Raw genomic sequence first — 13,562 nt, 5'->3', positions numbered from 1 at the left:
AAGTCACCTCGGACACGCAGAATTCCGTCCGGACGCCGCCGCAGTCGAGTGGGCCGCTGTGGCAGTGTCGCGCTCCGAACGAACTGGTACAGCAGAACGCCACTCGAGCAACGCTCCCTCGCTCCGGTGCCGGCCGACGTGGGAGCGGCCCCCACCCCGATCCCAGGAGTGCGTTCCACGTCGAGACAGTCGGCGGCCCGCGCCGGCATTCCACCCGATGCCGGCGGATCCGCGCTTCTGACGGACGTCGATGTCTGCGTCCTCGTACCGATTGGCGCTGAGCCGCAGCGTTCGATCCACGCCGGCATGAGCTCTTGTGGTCGTCAGTCGCTGACCTTGCTCTTGCCCGAGTAGAGAAGCCCCTGGTAGTCGGGGTGACGAGCGATCCAGCCTGCGTAGAAGGGGCACACGGGCAGGACGTCGAGGCCGGCAGTACGCGCTTCGTCCAGGGACGAACGGACGAGGGCCGCACCGACCCCCTGCCCCTCGTAGCCGGGGTTGACCTCCGTGTGCACGAAGGCGATGAGACGCTTCGTGCGGATGTAATCGGCGAAGCCCGCCACTTCGTTTCCGATGCGCGCCTCGTACCTGTTCGCTGCTGCGTTGTCGACGATCTGCACGGTGGGCGTCTGCGTGTCGCTCATGCTGACTCTCCTGATGAGTCGGGGCCATAAATGTCAGGTGTGCCATGGGGGCATGGTTTCCGCGGCGGCCGCCGGTGGGGGCGGCCGCCGTCGGGGAGGGTCAGCCGGTGGTGCCGAGGGCTTCCTTGAGGCTGGCGACGGCCAGGAGGACGGCGTGCTTGGCGGCCTCGGTGTCGTGCAGAGCGTTGACCATGACGAAGTCGTGGACGATGCCGCCGAAGCGGGCGTTGGTCGCGGCCACGCCGGCCTGGCGCAGCCGGGCGGCGTAGGCCTCGCCCTCGTCGCGCAGGACGTCGGCCTCGGCGGTGATGATGAGGGCCGGCGGCAGGCCGGCGAGGTCATCGAGGCCGGCGCGCAGCGGGGAGACGGTGACCTGGCCGCGCTCCTCCTCGCTGAGGGTGTACTGGTCCCAGAACCACTTCATGCCCTCGCGGGAGAGGAAGTAGCCCTCGGCGAACTCCTCGTAGGAGGCGGTGTCGAACGCGGCGTCGGTCACCGGGTAGAACAGCACCTGCTTGACGAAGCGGACGTCACCACGCTCCTTGGCCAGAAGGGTCAGCGCGGTGGCCATGTTGCCGCCGACCGAGTCGCCGGAGACGGCGATCCGCGTGGCGTCGAGATGGTTGTCGGCGCCGTTGCTGACGACCCACTGCGCGGCGGCGTAGCTCTGCTCGAGCGCGACGGGGTAGCCGACCTCCGGCGAGCGGTCGTACTCGGGGAAGACCACCGCGGCGTTCGCCCCGACGGCCAGGTCGCGCACCAGGCGGTCATGGGTGTGGGCGTTGCCGAAAACCCAGCCGGCACCGTGGACGTAGAGGATGACCGGCAGTGTGGTTCCGGCCGAGCCCGCCGGACGCACGATGCGGATCCTGACGCTGCCGGTGGGGCCGCCCAGGACCTCCTGCCACTCCTCGTCGACCTCCGGCTTGAAGATCGGCGTGTCCTGCACACCATCGACCGTCTTACGCCCCTCCTCGGGCGTCATCTGGTAGAGGAACGGCGGCTCCGATGTGGCATCCACGAAAGCCTGCGCAGCGGGCTCCAGAGCGATGTTTCGAGGGTTACCAGCCATGACGTACTCCCTGATCGGTGGGGGCTGTGAACACACACCAGCTTGGTCTGCCGCGTGGGCGGAAGCCCCTCGGATCGGGGCGCAAACTCCTCGGATCCGGACGGGATCAGCGTTGGCCGATCCGAAGTCCTTGCCGGGTACGGTGCGACGCGGGCGCCAGCGGGACAAGAGGTGGTTCGACCGCGGAGAAGGCGCGCGGGCGGCACCGTGGTGAAGTGCTCGCTCCGCCCAGCTCCGTCAGCAGACCGGCTCAGTCAGTGGCGTCGGCAGGAGAAGCCGAGCCTGCTGCCTCGGCGACGGCGGACGACACGCGCGCGGCGGCCCGAGCTGCTTTGCCGGTCGGCTTCCGGCCGACCTTGCGCGACCCAACGGCCACGCGCGCGGCCGATGGGCGGGTGCATCGTCGTGCACTCCGGCGCCCATGAACCGTCGCCCGGTGGGGCTGCTGCCTGCCGCACGGAGGGGACGGCCCGCATACACGCCTCACCCGCGACTGGACGATCTCTCATCTCTGTCGGACGGCCAACGATGGATCGTCCAATCGCTCCGCCGTAGCTTCGTATGCACCAGCACGCCCAAGCGTTCTCAAGGAGTTCCCCTTGAACCCAGTCCCTCGGATGACGACTCCCTTCGCCCCCAGCGCCACCGCTCTCGACGTGATCGACGGTATCGATCTGGCAGGGCGCCGTGCCGTGGTCACCGGAGGCACCTCCGGCATCGGCGCCGAGACCGTCAGGGCCCTCGCCCTGGCAGGCGCAGAGGTCACCGTGGCCACCCGCCGCCCTGAAACAGCCGCATCTCTCGCCCGTGAACTGGCCGGCTTTCCAGAAGCAGGATCCGTTCGGGCCCAAGCCCTCGAACTGTCCGACCTTTCCTCGGTGCGCAACTTCGCCAACGCATGGCAGGGTCCGCTGGACATTCTGGTCGCCAATGCCGGAGTCATGGCCCTGCCGCAGCGGATGACCAACGCGGAAGGCTGGGAAATGCAGCTGGCGACCAACTACCTGGGTCACTTCGCTCTGGCCAGCACCCTCCTGCCGGCGATGCGCGCATCGGGGTCCGCTCGAATCGTGATCGTGAGTTCGGGAGCGCACCGCGCCTTCCCCTTCGACTTCGACGATCCGCAGTTCCACCACCGGTCCTACGACCCCTGGGCAGCCTACGGACAGTCCAAGACAGCCGACGTCCTCCTCGCGGTGGGCGCCCACCGCTGGTGGACGGACGGCATCACAGCCAACGCGGTCAACCCCGGATACGTGTTGACCAACCTGCAGCGGCACCTCGACGACGACACCATGCGCTCCTTCGGCGTGATGGACGACGACGGCAAGGTGAAGCCACTGCCCCACTACAAGACTCCCCCACAGGGAGCCGCAGGATCGGTGCTGCTCGCCGCGTCTCCGTCGGTGGCCGGCGTGACCGGACGCTACTTCGAGAACAATCAGGAGGCCGAGGTCGTCGCCGGTGACCGGGGGGAAGCCAGCGGTGTCGCCGCGCACGCCGTCGATCCGGCTGCCGCGGACCGGCTGTGGGACTACGCCACCGACGCCCTCTCGGGGTGAGCGGAAGAGCTGCCCACTGCCGCTCGGCTGAGTCTCCCGGCGCGCAGGCCGCGCGCTCGGCGCGGCGGCATCCGACCGATCCGCGCCGTCTCGGTGCGGCAATGACCAGGTGGCGCCCAGCGGCGTGGGCAGGGTGCCCCTCGTAGGAGCAGCCGTCGCTGTTCGACGGGTCGGCCTCCACGTGGGTGTGTGTGCCCGCGCCGTAGTGGATATCCTCGACGAGCAGAGTTCGCGACCGCTGTGCACTGTTGACAGCGCCCCCAACGATCAAGGCTGGACCTGCATGGACGTATCTTTCGGCGGCTCTCTCGGCACTGCCGCCTATGAGCACGTGCGCGATGTGCTGCACCCGGCGATACTCGCTCACAGCATCCGCGTCTGGCTCATTGCAGACCACGCGGCCGGCAGCCTTTCGCCCCTCTCACCGGAACAGCGAGAAGCCCTGGCCGTAGCGTGCCTCTTCCACGACGCCGGCACCGCCACCATCTACGACGGCACTCAGCGGTTCGAGGTCGAGGGAGCCGACGCGGCTTCGGGGTTCCTCACCGAGCGCGGCATCGAGCCCGAGCTGCGCAGACAGGTCTGGGAGGCTGTGGCTCTGCACACGTCCCCAGGCATTGCGGAGAGGATGAGCCCCTTGACGCGCTTCGTCCGCCTGGGAGTGACGGCCGATTTCGGCAGCGGCACCGGCGTGATCCCGCAAGATCTGAGGGCCGCGTTGCGTGAGTTCCCACGTGCTGACATCGAGGTCGTGCTCGGTGATGCCGTCGTAACCCAAGCCGTCGGGCGCCCGAGCAAGGCTCCGGCGTCGAGTTGGCCCGGCGGGCTGCTCGCTGCCCACCTCGCCGATCCGGAGCATACGGGCGTGAACGAAGCGTTCTAGAGATCGAGTCGGACGTTTAATGGCCGGCTTGGGGACCTGCTCTGCGAAGTGCGGCAACCAGTCGGTGCGAGGCGCTGTCAGGTCTGCTGCCGGACCTCGGTTCCGCACCTCCATCCCGCGGCATCCGTCAGAGTCCCCTGTATGCGGGTAGTGCCTCAGCGCCCACGCGAGGGCGTCTCGCCGGCGTCTTCGACATCCCCCAGGGCTGCCAGGTGTGCCGCCGAACGGGGGTGACTCCTGTCGTGGAGGGTGCCCGTGACGCCTGCCGGGATCGCCGGCAAGGGCCCAGACGAAGAAGTCCTGATCCGTGGAGTTCGTGCCCATTACTGAGGGGCATAGGGCAGATCGACGGGGCAGTCTGGTGAACACCTCACGCCGACGACCGCGTCCGGGTCGAAGCCGACATGGCGATGACCACGGGCGATGGCCGGTTGCGCAATGGATACCACTCGAATGGAGTTCGCCATGGGTGTTCGTGTTGCCGTGATCTACTACAGCGCGACAGGCAACGTGCATCAACTGGCCGAGGCCGTCGCAGAGGGGGCAGCGAGCCGCAACGCGGACGTCCGCCTGCGCCGCGTCTCCGAACTGGCGCCCGACAGCGCGATCGACGCCAACCCTGCCTGGCGAGCTCACACGGACGCGACCAAGCACGAAGTGCCTGAGGCGACGTTGGAGGACCTCGAGTGGGCGACGGCCTACGCCTTCGGCACACCCACCCGGTTCGGGAACATCGCGTCGCAGCTGAAGCAGTTCATCGATTCGACCGGAGGCCTGTGGCAGGCCGGCGTGTTCCACAACAAGCCGGCCACCAGCTTCACTTCGGCGATGAACCGTCATGGCGGCCAGGAGTCCACCCTGCTCGCTCTGAACAACGTCTTCTACCACTGGGGTTCGATCCTCGTGCCCCCCGGTTACACCGACCCGTTGCTGTTCGCGTCGGGCGGCAACCCGTACGGCACCAGTTGGCCCAGCGGTGGCGGTGAGGGCCCTGACCAGGCGACGTTGGAAGCGGCTCGATACCAGGGCCGCCACCTTGCCGACATCGCCGATCGCCTCCGCGGCTGATCCACGAGGCGGCTGGCACCTGCCGGAGCCTGAAGGCGCTGTGCAGGTCTTGTTGACGCCGCCCGTCTTGCATCGCAACCCCAGTCCACATCTGCGGCGGTCGGTTTCGCGGCCGGCCGCTGCCGCCCAGGGAGAGAGTCACCCATGGCAAGGGTCATCCGTATTCACGAACACGGAGGCCCCGACGTGCTGCGGATCGAGTCCGCTGAGGTCGGGAAGCCCGCACGCGGGCAAGTGAAGATCAGGCAAGAGGCCATCGGCGTCAACTTCTTCGACGCCATGGTGCGCGACGGCAGCGTGGACAGCACGCTTCCGCTGGTGCTGGGATCCGAAGCCTCCGGCGTGGTGGAAGCAGTCGGTCCCGAGACCACGGAATTCTCCGTCGGTGACCGTGTCGGCTACTTCGCTTCAGCCGGCGCCTACGCGACCGAGCGGCTGATCGATGCGGCCTCCCTCATCTCCCTGCCCCAGGACGTCACCGACGAGCAGGCTGCGGGCTTCCTGGCCAAGGGTCTGACAGCCTGGATGGGCATACGCGCCCTGCACAGCATCGCCCCTGGTGAAGTGGTGCTCGTGCAGGGAGCGTCAGGGAACGTCGGCTCGATCCTGTCGCGCTGGGCGAGGGCATCGGGCGCGACGGTCATCGGCGTCGCCGGGTCGAAGGACAAACTGGACAAGGTGAAGGCGGGTGCCGACCACGCCGTCTTCGCGCAGGACCCGGACGCCCTCGCCGCGATCCGGGCAGTCGCTCCGGAGGGTGTCGATGTGGTCTTCGACTTCGTGGGACGCGCGACAGCACCGCTTTCTGCGGCAGCCGTCCGCTCCCACGGGAAGATCGCCGCTATCGGTGCCGCGTCGGGCCAGTCGGACATGGATGCCGCCGAACTGTCTCGCCGGGGCGTCAAGGTAGTGAGTGGCGGCGTTCCCCAGTACGTCAACTCGTCCACGGTCGGCAAGGCGTCGGAGCAGTTGTTCCAGGCGATGCGGGACGGGGTCTTCCACGACCTCATGGTGTCCCGGTACGCCTTCACCGACGCCGCCCGGTCCCACGAGGACATGGCCGCGCGCAAGCTGGCCGGTCTGGCCGTGCTCGTCGTCTGACGCCCCCGCCGCGCCTCGAGACGATCGAAGCAGCACACCAGCCCGGACGGTGCCTGCCACTACTCGTCGGTTCTACCGGACAGGCCATCACCGTGGAGGCGCCTCGTAGCCCTTCAGTCCTTCTTCTTCCCGTTCGCCCATGACGTTGTGGACCGCGGATGGCCGACTCGGCACCTGTGGTGTTCGGAAACGCCACGCGGTCCTGCGGATGAGGCAGCGCCACCGTCCTTCTGACAAACCGAGGAGCCCCCTTGATCGACGAAGCCATGGGAGATGACGTCTACCAGCCGGACGGGTCGGAGGTGCAGGACGACATCGGCGTCCTGGACGCGCTGGACACCCTCGACTACCGGGGCGGTGAAGAGGCCCTCGACGAAGGGTATTCGCCCCCGGAGCGGCCTTGGGGTGTCGAGCACAGCGGGGTCACCGCATCGGAGCAGCATCGGGGGGAGACCCTGGAGGAGCGCCTGGCGGAGGAAGTGCCAGATGTCGGCTTCGAGATGGGCGATGGCATCGGAGACGCCTGGGACACCGACGGTGAACCGATCGACGACGAGGTTGGCTACGAGCGGGCAGGGCGCCTGGTCGCGCCCGACGAAGGAGCGCACGAGGTCACCGACTCCGATCTGTTGGCGTTCGATCAGGGCCTGGATGGTGCCGGCGCTTCGGCGGAAGAGGCGGCCATCCACATCATCCGGGAGACCGAATACTGATCCGGTGCGGCAAGCGCCGGCGCCGTGGGGCGTGACGGGCGCCGGCTTGACCGGGGCCAGCCGGTGCCGATGGGCGATCACTCGCCATGCAGAAGACGATGCAGTGGCCGTGGCCAGGGTTGCCACGCGCCCTGCGAAGGCCGGCGTACGGGATCCAGCGGCTCGGACCCCGCATTCTCGGCATCCGTCGGGATCGCCGCCGCCTTCGGCGCATTTGGTTGATGGAGAGGCTCAAAAGTGTCCCAGCACATATCACCCCAACTGCCTGCCGGCCCGTCCGCAGGGGATGAGGCGGGAGCCGGCGTGAAGCTCGCACGAGGCACACTGCCGGCCTGCCATGGCTCGTCGCATGCGCTTCAGCAGCCCGGGCCGGGGGGCCACGGGCGAGGCGGCTGGGCGGCCGTCAGCGCGGTCGCTGCGGCGTCCTTCGCCCTCGTCCTGTCCCAATTCGTCATGATCGCCGTCCTGCCGGATGTCGTCGACCAGTTCGACGTGTCATCCGGACGCGCGGGCCTGACCGTTGTGCTGCCCGGTCTCCTGGCCGCTGTCGCGGCACCGGTCCTCACTCTGGTGTTCGGGCAGCTGGACCGTCGTTCGGTCCTGTGGGGCCTCACCGGCGTCGTCGCGCTGTCCGATGCGCTCGCGGCGGTCGCCCCCGACTTCGCCACCCTCACAGCGGCACGGCTGGTGCTGGGCGCCGCCATCGGCGCCTTCTGGACCATGGGTGTGGGAGTGGGACCCCGCCTGGTGCCGCCGCAGCGGCTCACCCGAGCCACCTCTCTGGTGATGGCCGGCATCTCGGCGGGCACCGTGGTCAGCCTCCCGGTCGGCAACATCGTGGCCCAGAACTGGGGTTGGCGTTCTGCGATGGCCACCGCGGGCGCCCTGAGCATCGCCGTCCTTCTGGTGCAGCTGCGCACTCTGCCGAAGATGCCCGCAGCCAGTGCGCTCCACGCCGGTGACGTCCTCGGGCTCCTGCGCCGGGCCCGGGTGCGGATGGGCCTGTTGTTGTCCGCTCTGTTGTTCTTCGGGCACTTCGGGGCCTACACCTTCGTCTCGTCGTTCCTGACAGATCAGGCGGGCTTCTCCCCTTCGACGGTAGGGGTGCTGCTTCTGCTCTACGGGTTGGCTGGATTCATCGGCAACTTCGCGGCCGGGGCAGCCCTGGACCGCAGCATCCCCGTCACCTTGGGCACGGCAGCAGGCCTCCTCGCCGTGTCGATGGTCACCCTCGGGCAGTGGCACTCCCAGACTGCGGCGGTCGTCGCCCTGTTCCTGTGGGGGCTGGCATACGGAGCCGTTCCCATCACCCTCCAGACCTACATGATGCGCGGAAACACAGCCGAGGGCGGCTTGGCGCTGTTCGTGACCACGAGCCAGCTGTCGCTGGCGACGGGCTCCTTCATCGGCGGCCTGGTCGTCGACAGTTTCGGCCTGCCCGCCGACTACACCGTCTTCGCTGTGCCCGCCCTCATCACAGTCCTCCTCAGCGCCACGTGGCTGCGCGGTCTCCTCGACGGTCCGGCGCCCTCGCCCGGCCCAGCCGCACAGCCAGCAGCAGCGGAACCCGGCAGAGAATGAGAATCCAGTGAGCAAACCCAGCCGAAGCGAAGTCACCCTGATCATCAACGGCGCCGAGAAGTCGGTGACGGTCGACCACCGCGTCACCCTGCTCGACCTGCTGCGGGAGCATCTCGGGCTCACCGGCACGAAGAAGGGGTGTGACCACGGACAGTGCGGCGCATGCACCGTGCTGCTGAACGGGCAGCGCATCAACAGTTGCCTGAAGTTGGCCGTCTCCGTGTCCGGCGCAACCGTCACGACGATCGAAGGAGTCGCCGACCTCACGGAAGGTGACGACCTGCACCCGCTTCAACAGGCCTTCGTGGCCAACGACGCGATGCAGTGCGGCTACTGCACCCCGGGGCAGATCTGCTCCGCACTCGGAGCGCTCGCCGAGGCCGACGCCGGCTGGCCGAGCCACGCCACCGCCGACGTGGCGGCCGGAGTCGAGTCGGCGTCCGCACTCACCTCCGACGAGATACGCGAACGCATGAGTGGCAACCTGTGCCGATGCGGCGCCCACCACGGAATCGTCGCCGCGATCTCCCAGGTCGCGGCGACGGGGGGAAACCGATGAAGAGCTTCGCCTACCAGCGGGCCGCGAGCATCGAGGACGCCGTTCAGGCGGTCAACGCCGACGCGGACGCGATGTACCTCGGGGGCGGCACCAATCTGGTCGACCTGATGAAGCTCGGAGTTCGCCGGCCCCGTGCCCTGGTCGACATCTCCCATCTGCCGCTGGACCACGTCGTCCACCGTGCGGACGGGGGCGTCGTCATCGGGGCCACCGCGACGAACGCGGTCGTCGCCGGCGATCCCCACATCCGCAGGAACTTTCCGGTGCTGTCCGAGAGCATCCTCGCCGGTGCCTCCGGGCAGCTGCGCAACAGCGCCACCATGGCGGGCAATCTGTTGCAGAAGACCCGCTGCGCGTACTTCCAGGACGTCAGCAAGCCCTGCAACAAGCGAGTGCCCGGAACCGGCTGCCCCGCCCGGACCGGTGCACACCGCGACCTCGGCATTCTCGGTGTGTCCACCTCCTGTATCGCCACACAGCCCTCGGACATGGCCGTGGCTCTGTCGGTCCTCGATGCCGTCGTGCACATCCGGGGCACCGTCGGCGCGCGGGCCGTGGCCCTGCGGGACTTCTACGTCCCACCGGGCAAGACCCCCGACCGGGACACCGTGGTGCAGCACGGCGAACTCATCACCGCCATCGAGCTTCCCGCCCCACCCGCCGGCACGGCCTCGCGGTACCACAAGGTGCGCGACCGGTGGTCGTACGCGTTCGCCGTGGTCAGCGCCGCGGCAGCGGTCGTCCTCGAGGAGGACGGGCGCATCGCCCAGGCCCGCATCGCCTGGGGTGGCGTCGCCCCGCGGCCGTGGCGCGCCTCCATGGCCGAGGCCGAGCTGCGCGGCCACCAACCCTCCAAGCGGCTCTTCGAACGGGCCATGCGCGCCGAACTGCGGCACGCCACCCCGTTGCCGCACAACGCGTTCAAGGTAGACCTCGTCGCCGATGTGACGGGGGCGCTGCTGGCAGACCTCATCCGCAGCGCGGAGGACCGGATGGTGACGCGATGAGCGCGGTCGGTGCCCCGTTCGAGCGCCAGGACGCACGGGCCAAAGTCACCGGAGCGGCCACCTACGCCTACGAGCACCACGTCGACGGCGTCCTGTACGCGTGGCCGGTCACCTCGACCATCATCAAGGGCCGGGTCGCGGATCTCGACACCCGCCTCGCGACGAGCGTTCCCGGCGTGGTGGCCGTCCTGCACGCAGGCAACGCCGTCCGGCTGAGATCCCCGATCGATCTCGGTCCCGTGCAGCAGGCGGCGGTGCCCGAGTTGTACGTCCTACAGTCGGACGAGATCGCCTATCGGGGACAGATCGTCGCCGCGGTCGTCGCTGACTCGCTGGAGGCTGCGCGGGAAGGCGCGGAGAGCGTGGTCGTGCATTACGACGAGCGGCCGCACGAGGTGGAGTTCCGTCCTCGGGACCCGCGCGCCTACGTGCCACCCATGGTCGGCGACCTCGGGCCGGGCAATGTCGTTCGAGGGGACGCGGACCGCGCCCTGAAGACGTCCGAGGTGGTGTTGGACGTCGCCTACACCACGCCCGCTCAGCATCCGCATCCGATGGAGCCCCACGCCACCATCGCCAGTTGGACAGGCGGGCGGCTGACCCTCCACAGCTCCGAACAGGGGCCTTCGAACACCAGCCAGGCCTTCGCGGCGCTCTTCGGGATGGGCGCTGACGACGTCGAGGTGGTCTGCGACCATGTCGGCGGAGGGTTCGGCGCCAAGGCGTCACCGCGTCCCCCGGCCGTGCTGGCGGCACTCGCAGCGAAGTTGGTCGACCGGCCCGTGAAGGTGGCGTGGAACCGGTCCCTGATGAGCATGCATGCGACCTACCGATCGCCGACTGTCCAGCGTCTTCGGCTCGGTGCCGACCGCGACGGTAAGCTCCGCGCCGTCGTACACGAAGCCCAGCACATGACGTCTGCGCTGTCTGACTACGTCGACCAGACCGCCAGCTCGGCGCGGATGATGTACGCGGCCGAGCACGCCCGGACCACGGCCACCGCGGTACGCCTGGATGTTCCCTCAGCCGGCTGGATGCGCGGACCCGGGGAGACACCGGGTATGTTCGCCCTGGAATGCGCCCTCGACGAGCTCGCCTACCAGCTGGGCGTGGATCCCATCCGTCTGCGCCTCCGCAACGAACCCTCGGTCGATCCATCCGACGGCAGACCGTTCAGCAGCCGCAACCTCGTCGGGTGCCTCTCGACAGGTGCCGACCTCTTCGGCTGGGCAAGCCGCGACATGCGTCCAGGCATCCGCCGTGACGGCCGGTGGCTCGTGGGCACCGGAGTGGCGGCTTCCCGCTATCCCGTCTTCACGGTGCCCAGCCGCGCCTCCGCCACCGCCGAGACCGATGGCACCTTCAGCGTCGCCATCGGCGCCGTGGACATCGGCACCGGCTCCAGGACGGTGCTCAGCCAGATCGCCGCAGACGCGCTGGAGGTCCCGATCGAGCGCGTGCGCCTCGACCTCGGCCGTGCCTCCTACAGCGCGGCCGCCTTCGCCGGCGCTTCTCTGGGCACTGCCTCCTGGGGATGGGCGGTCGACAAGGCTGGCCGTGCCTTGAAACAGAGACTTCAGGCAGGCGCACAGCTCGGCGTCACGGTGGAGGCCGACACGACCGATGAGGTGAGCGCCATGAAGGACGTCAGCCGCAACGCCTACGGCGCTCAGTTCGCCGAGGTCGGCGTTCACACCGTGACGGGTCAGATCCAGGTGCGGCGGATGCTCGGCGTCTTCGCGGCCGGTCGCATCATCAACCCCCGGACCGCCCGGTCCCAGCTACGCGGTGGAATGATCATGGGCCTCGGGGGCGCGCTGATGGAAGCCGCCGACATCGACATCACGTACGGCGACTTCGTCCAGTCCGATCTCGCCGGTTATCACTTCCCCGCGCACGCCGATGTCCGTGACATCGACGTCGTCATGCTGCCCGAAGCCGACGACGAGCTCAACGCTCTCGGAGGCAAGGGAATAGGTGAGATCGGCGTGGTCGGTGCGGCGGCCGCCATCGCCAACGCGGTGCACCACGCCACTGGCGCGCGCTTTCGCGACCTGCCGTTGCACCTGGAGGACGTGCGGACGTCCCTGGGAGCAACCAGTGGCCGTTAGGACGCCGACGGACAGGTCCGGTGCGCCGTCGCCTGGTCCTGTCCGCTCATGCCGGTGGCCCTCACTTCGGTGACCGGCCCGTCGCTGCCCCAGGGCACGGCAACAAGCGGAAGACCCTGGCCTGCCAGGGCTACCACATCCACAAGGAGCAACAACATGAAGGTACTCGTCACAGGCGCCTCGGGCACCGTAGGCCGCCTGGTGGTCCATACGCTCGCCGAGCAGGGCGTCGGCGTACGGGGTGTCGTGCACCGCCAGGAGAGTGCTGCGGCGCTGCGCTCGCGGGAGTTGCCGGGCGTGGAGGTCGCGGTCGCCGACCTCGCGGATGAAAAGGCGGTGCCCGCGCTGCTGGACGGCATCGACGCGGTGTTCCTGGTGACCGCCAACGTATCCGGTCAGCTCGCCCAGGAGCGGCAGGTCATCCGGGCAGCCGCCAGGGCAGGGGTGCGGCGCCTGGTCAAACTCAGCGTCGGCGGTGCCTCACCCGACGCGCCCCTGGCCCTGGCCCGCGTGCACTACGCCGCGGAGCAGGAACTGGCAGCGAACGACTTGGCGTACACGGTGCTGCGGCCTGCGTTCTTCATGGACAATCTGCTTCAGTACATACCCTGGATCGACGCCTCCGGGCAGCTGGCGTTGCCGACGGGCGACGGGGCAATGGCGATGATCCATTCGCAGGACATCGCTGACGTCGCGGTTGTCGAACTCACCTCCGGCTTCTCCGACAATCGCGACCTGGTCCTGACCGGTCCGGAGGCACTCACCGTCGATCAGGCGCTGAGCCGTGTGGGTGAGGTCGTGGGACGGTCGCTCAGCCACATCGACGCGACCCGAGAGGACTTCCTGCGCCGGTACATCGACGCCGGCAACACCACCGAGTACGCGCAGGACATCGCTACCCTCTACGACGGCATCCTGCGGCTGGGTTACGGCGCGACTGTCACCGACACCGTCGAGAGGACGACCGGTTCCGCCCCGCGCACCATCGGCGACTTCGCCCGCGACCGTGCCGCTGACTTCTCCCCGGCTCCGACCGACAGCGACTGACAGCGCAATGGCCGCTGATGCGGCAGTCCCCCCACCGGCCGGGCAAGCGCTGCCGCACGCCCCGCGACCGTCCCCCATCGCGCAGCCGGCCGCGACGGCTTCTCACCTCGTCGGCACACAGCCCCGGCCGGCGTCACCGTGGAGGGCTCCTGCCGCCCGCGACGGTGGCGCGGCCCACGATGAGCCGGCCTTCCCGGTTCGAGGATCCTCGCGG

General features: G+C 68.9%; 12 protein-coding genes. 10 read left to right on the top strand and 2 right to left on the bottom strand.

Annotation, left to right across the window (positions count from 1 at the left end; genetic code table 11):
- Nucleotides 1–323 precede the first annotated feature (323 nt).
- A complete protein-coding gene (locus tag ACZ5Y0_RS33965; RefSeq protein ID WP_469132506.1) occupies nt 324–644 on the bottom strand; it encodes a GNAT family N-acetyltransferase in 321 nt (106 codons plus the stop codon).
- Nucleotides 645–744: 100 nt separating this feature from the next.
- Complete coding sequence (locus ACZ5Y0_RS33960; protein WP_469132505.1) at nt 745–1,716, bottom strand: alpha/beta hydrolase; 972 nt, start codon at nt 1,714–1,716, stop codon at nt 745–747.
- A gap of 617 nt (nt 1,717–2,333) precedes the next feature.
- Between ACZ5Y0_RS33960 and ACZ5Y0_RS33955 the strand changes: the two genes are divergently transcribed.
- The 10 genes from ACZ5Y0_RS33955 to ACZ5Y0_RS33910 all read left to right on the top strand — a co-directional run bounded on the left by ACZ5Y0_RS33955 (nt 2,334) and on the right by ACZ5Y0_RS33910 (nt 13,348).
- Nucleotides 2,334–3,278, top strand: coding sequence for an SDR family NAD(P)-dependent oxidoreductase (locus ACZ5Y0_RS33955; protein WP_469132521.1), 945 nt, complete (start codon nt 2,334–2,336; stop codon nt 3,276–3,278).
- A 205-nt stretch (nt 3,279–3,483) separates the two neighbouring features.
- The gene (locus tag ACZ5Y0_RS33950; protein WP_469132504.1) at nt 3,484–4,161 is read left to right on the top strand and encodes an HD domain-containing protein; all 678 of its coding nucleotides are present in this window, start codon (nt 3,484–3,486) and stop codon (nt 4,159–4,161) included.
- A 465-nt stretch (nt 4,162–4,626) separates the two neighbouring features.
- Entirely contained in the window at nt 4,627–5,229 is a 603-nt protein-coding gene (gene wrbA, locus ACZ5Y0_RS33945) for an NAD(P)H:quinone oxidoreductase (RefSeq protein ID WP_469132520.1), read from the top strand.
- 144 nt (nt 5,230–5,373) lie between these two features.
- Entirely contained in the window at nt 5,374–6,330 is a 957-nt protein-coding gene (locus ACZ5Y0_RS33940; RefSeq protein ID WP_469132503.1) for a zinc-binding dehydrogenase, read from the top strand.
- Between the two features lie 266 nt (nt 6,331–6,596).
- The gene (locus ACZ5Y0_RS33935) at nt 6,597–7,043 is read left to right on the top strand and encodes a DUF5709 domain-containing protein (RefSeq protein WP_469132519.1); all 447 of its coding nucleotides are present in this window, start codon (nt 6,597–6,599) and stop codon (nt 7,041–7,043) included.
- Between the two features lie 303 nt (nt 7,044–7,346).
- Nucleotides 7,347–8,624: an MFS transporter gene (locus tag ACZ5Y0_RS33930; protein ID WP_469132502.1), complete on the top strand. Its 1,278-nt coding sequence runs from the start codon at nt 7,347–7,349 to the stop codon at nt 8,622–8,624.
- 7 nt (nt 8,625–8,631) lie between these two features.
- Complete coding sequence (locus ACZ5Y0_RS33925) at nt 8,632–9,183, top strand: 2Fe-2S iron-sulfur cluster-binding protein (RefSeq protein ID WP_469132501.1); 552 nt, start codon at nt 8,632–8,634, stop codon at nt 9,181–9,183.
- Nucleotides 9,180–10,190 (top strand): FAD binding domain-containing protein, encoded by a 1,011-nt coding sequence (locus tag ACZ5Y0_RS33920; RefSeq protein WP_469132500.1) that lies wholly within the window; start codon nt 9,180–9,182, stop codon nt 10,188–10,190. Before ACZ5Y0_RS33925 ends, ACZ5Y0_RS33920 begins: the two co-directional genes overlap by 4 nt.
- Nucleotides 10,187–12,301, top strand: coding sequence for a xanthine dehydrogenase family protein molybdopterin-binding subunit (locus tag ACZ5Y0_RS33915; protein ID WP_469132499.1), 2,115 nt, complete (start codon nt 10,187–10,189; stop codon nt 12,299–12,301). Before ACZ5Y0_RS33920 ends, ACZ5Y0_RS33915 begins: the two co-directional genes overlap by 4 nt.
- 156 nt (nt 12,302–12,457) lie before the next feature.
- A complete protein-coding gene (locus ACZ5Y0_RS33910; RefSeq protein WP_469132498.1) occupies nt 12,458–13,348 on the top strand; it encodes an NmrA family NAD(P)-binding protein in 891 nt (296 codons plus the stop codon).
- Nucleotides 13,349–13,562 lie beyond the last annotated feature (214 nt).

The organism is Streptomyces sp. NPDC033216, assembly GCF_055577115.1.
The sequence above is the reverse complement of the archived record's forward strand: the minus strand, read 5'-3'. Positions and strand labels throughout refer to the sequence as shown.

Bases quoted from the DNA above. Each gene is read 5' to 3' on its own strand.
- ACZ5Y0_RS33965 (WP_469132506.1), bottom strand. From the start codon at position 644: ATGAGCGACACGCAGACGCCCACCGTGCAGATCGTCGACAACGCAGCA.
- ACZ5Y0_RS33960 (WP_469132505.1), bottom strand. From the start codon at position 1,716: ATGGCTGGTAACCCTCGAAACATCGCTCTGGAGCCCGCTGCGCAGGCT.
- ACZ5Y0_RS33955 (WP_469132521.1), top strand. From the start codon at position 2,334: ATGACGACTCCCTTCGCCCCCAGCGCCACCGCTCTCGACGTGATCGAC.
- wrbA (WP_469132520.1), top strand. From the start codon at position 4,627: ATGGGTGTTCGTGTTGCCGTGATCTACTACAGCGCGACAGGCAACGTG.
- ACZ5Y0_RS33940 (WP_469132503.1), top strand. From the start codon at position 5,374: ATGGCAAGGGTCATCCGTATTCACGAACACGGAGGCCCCGACGTGCTG.
- ACZ5Y0_RS33935 (WP_469132519.1), top strand. From the start codon at position 6,597: ATGGGAGATGACGTCTACCAGCCGGACGGGTCGGAGGTGCAGGACGAC.
- ACZ5Y0_RS33920 (WP_469132500.1), top strand. From the start codon at position 9,180: ATGAAGAGCTTCGCCTACCAGCGGGCCGCGAGCATCGAGGACGCCGTT.
- ACZ5Y0_RS33915 (WP_469132499.1), top strand. From the start codon at position 10,187: ATGAGCGCGGTCGGTGCCCCGTTCGAGCGCCAGGACGCACGGGCCAAA.
- ACZ5Y0_RS33910 (WP_469132498.1), top strand. From the start codon at position 12,458: ATGAAGGTACTCGTCACAGGCGCCTCGGGCACCGTAGGCCGCCTGGTG.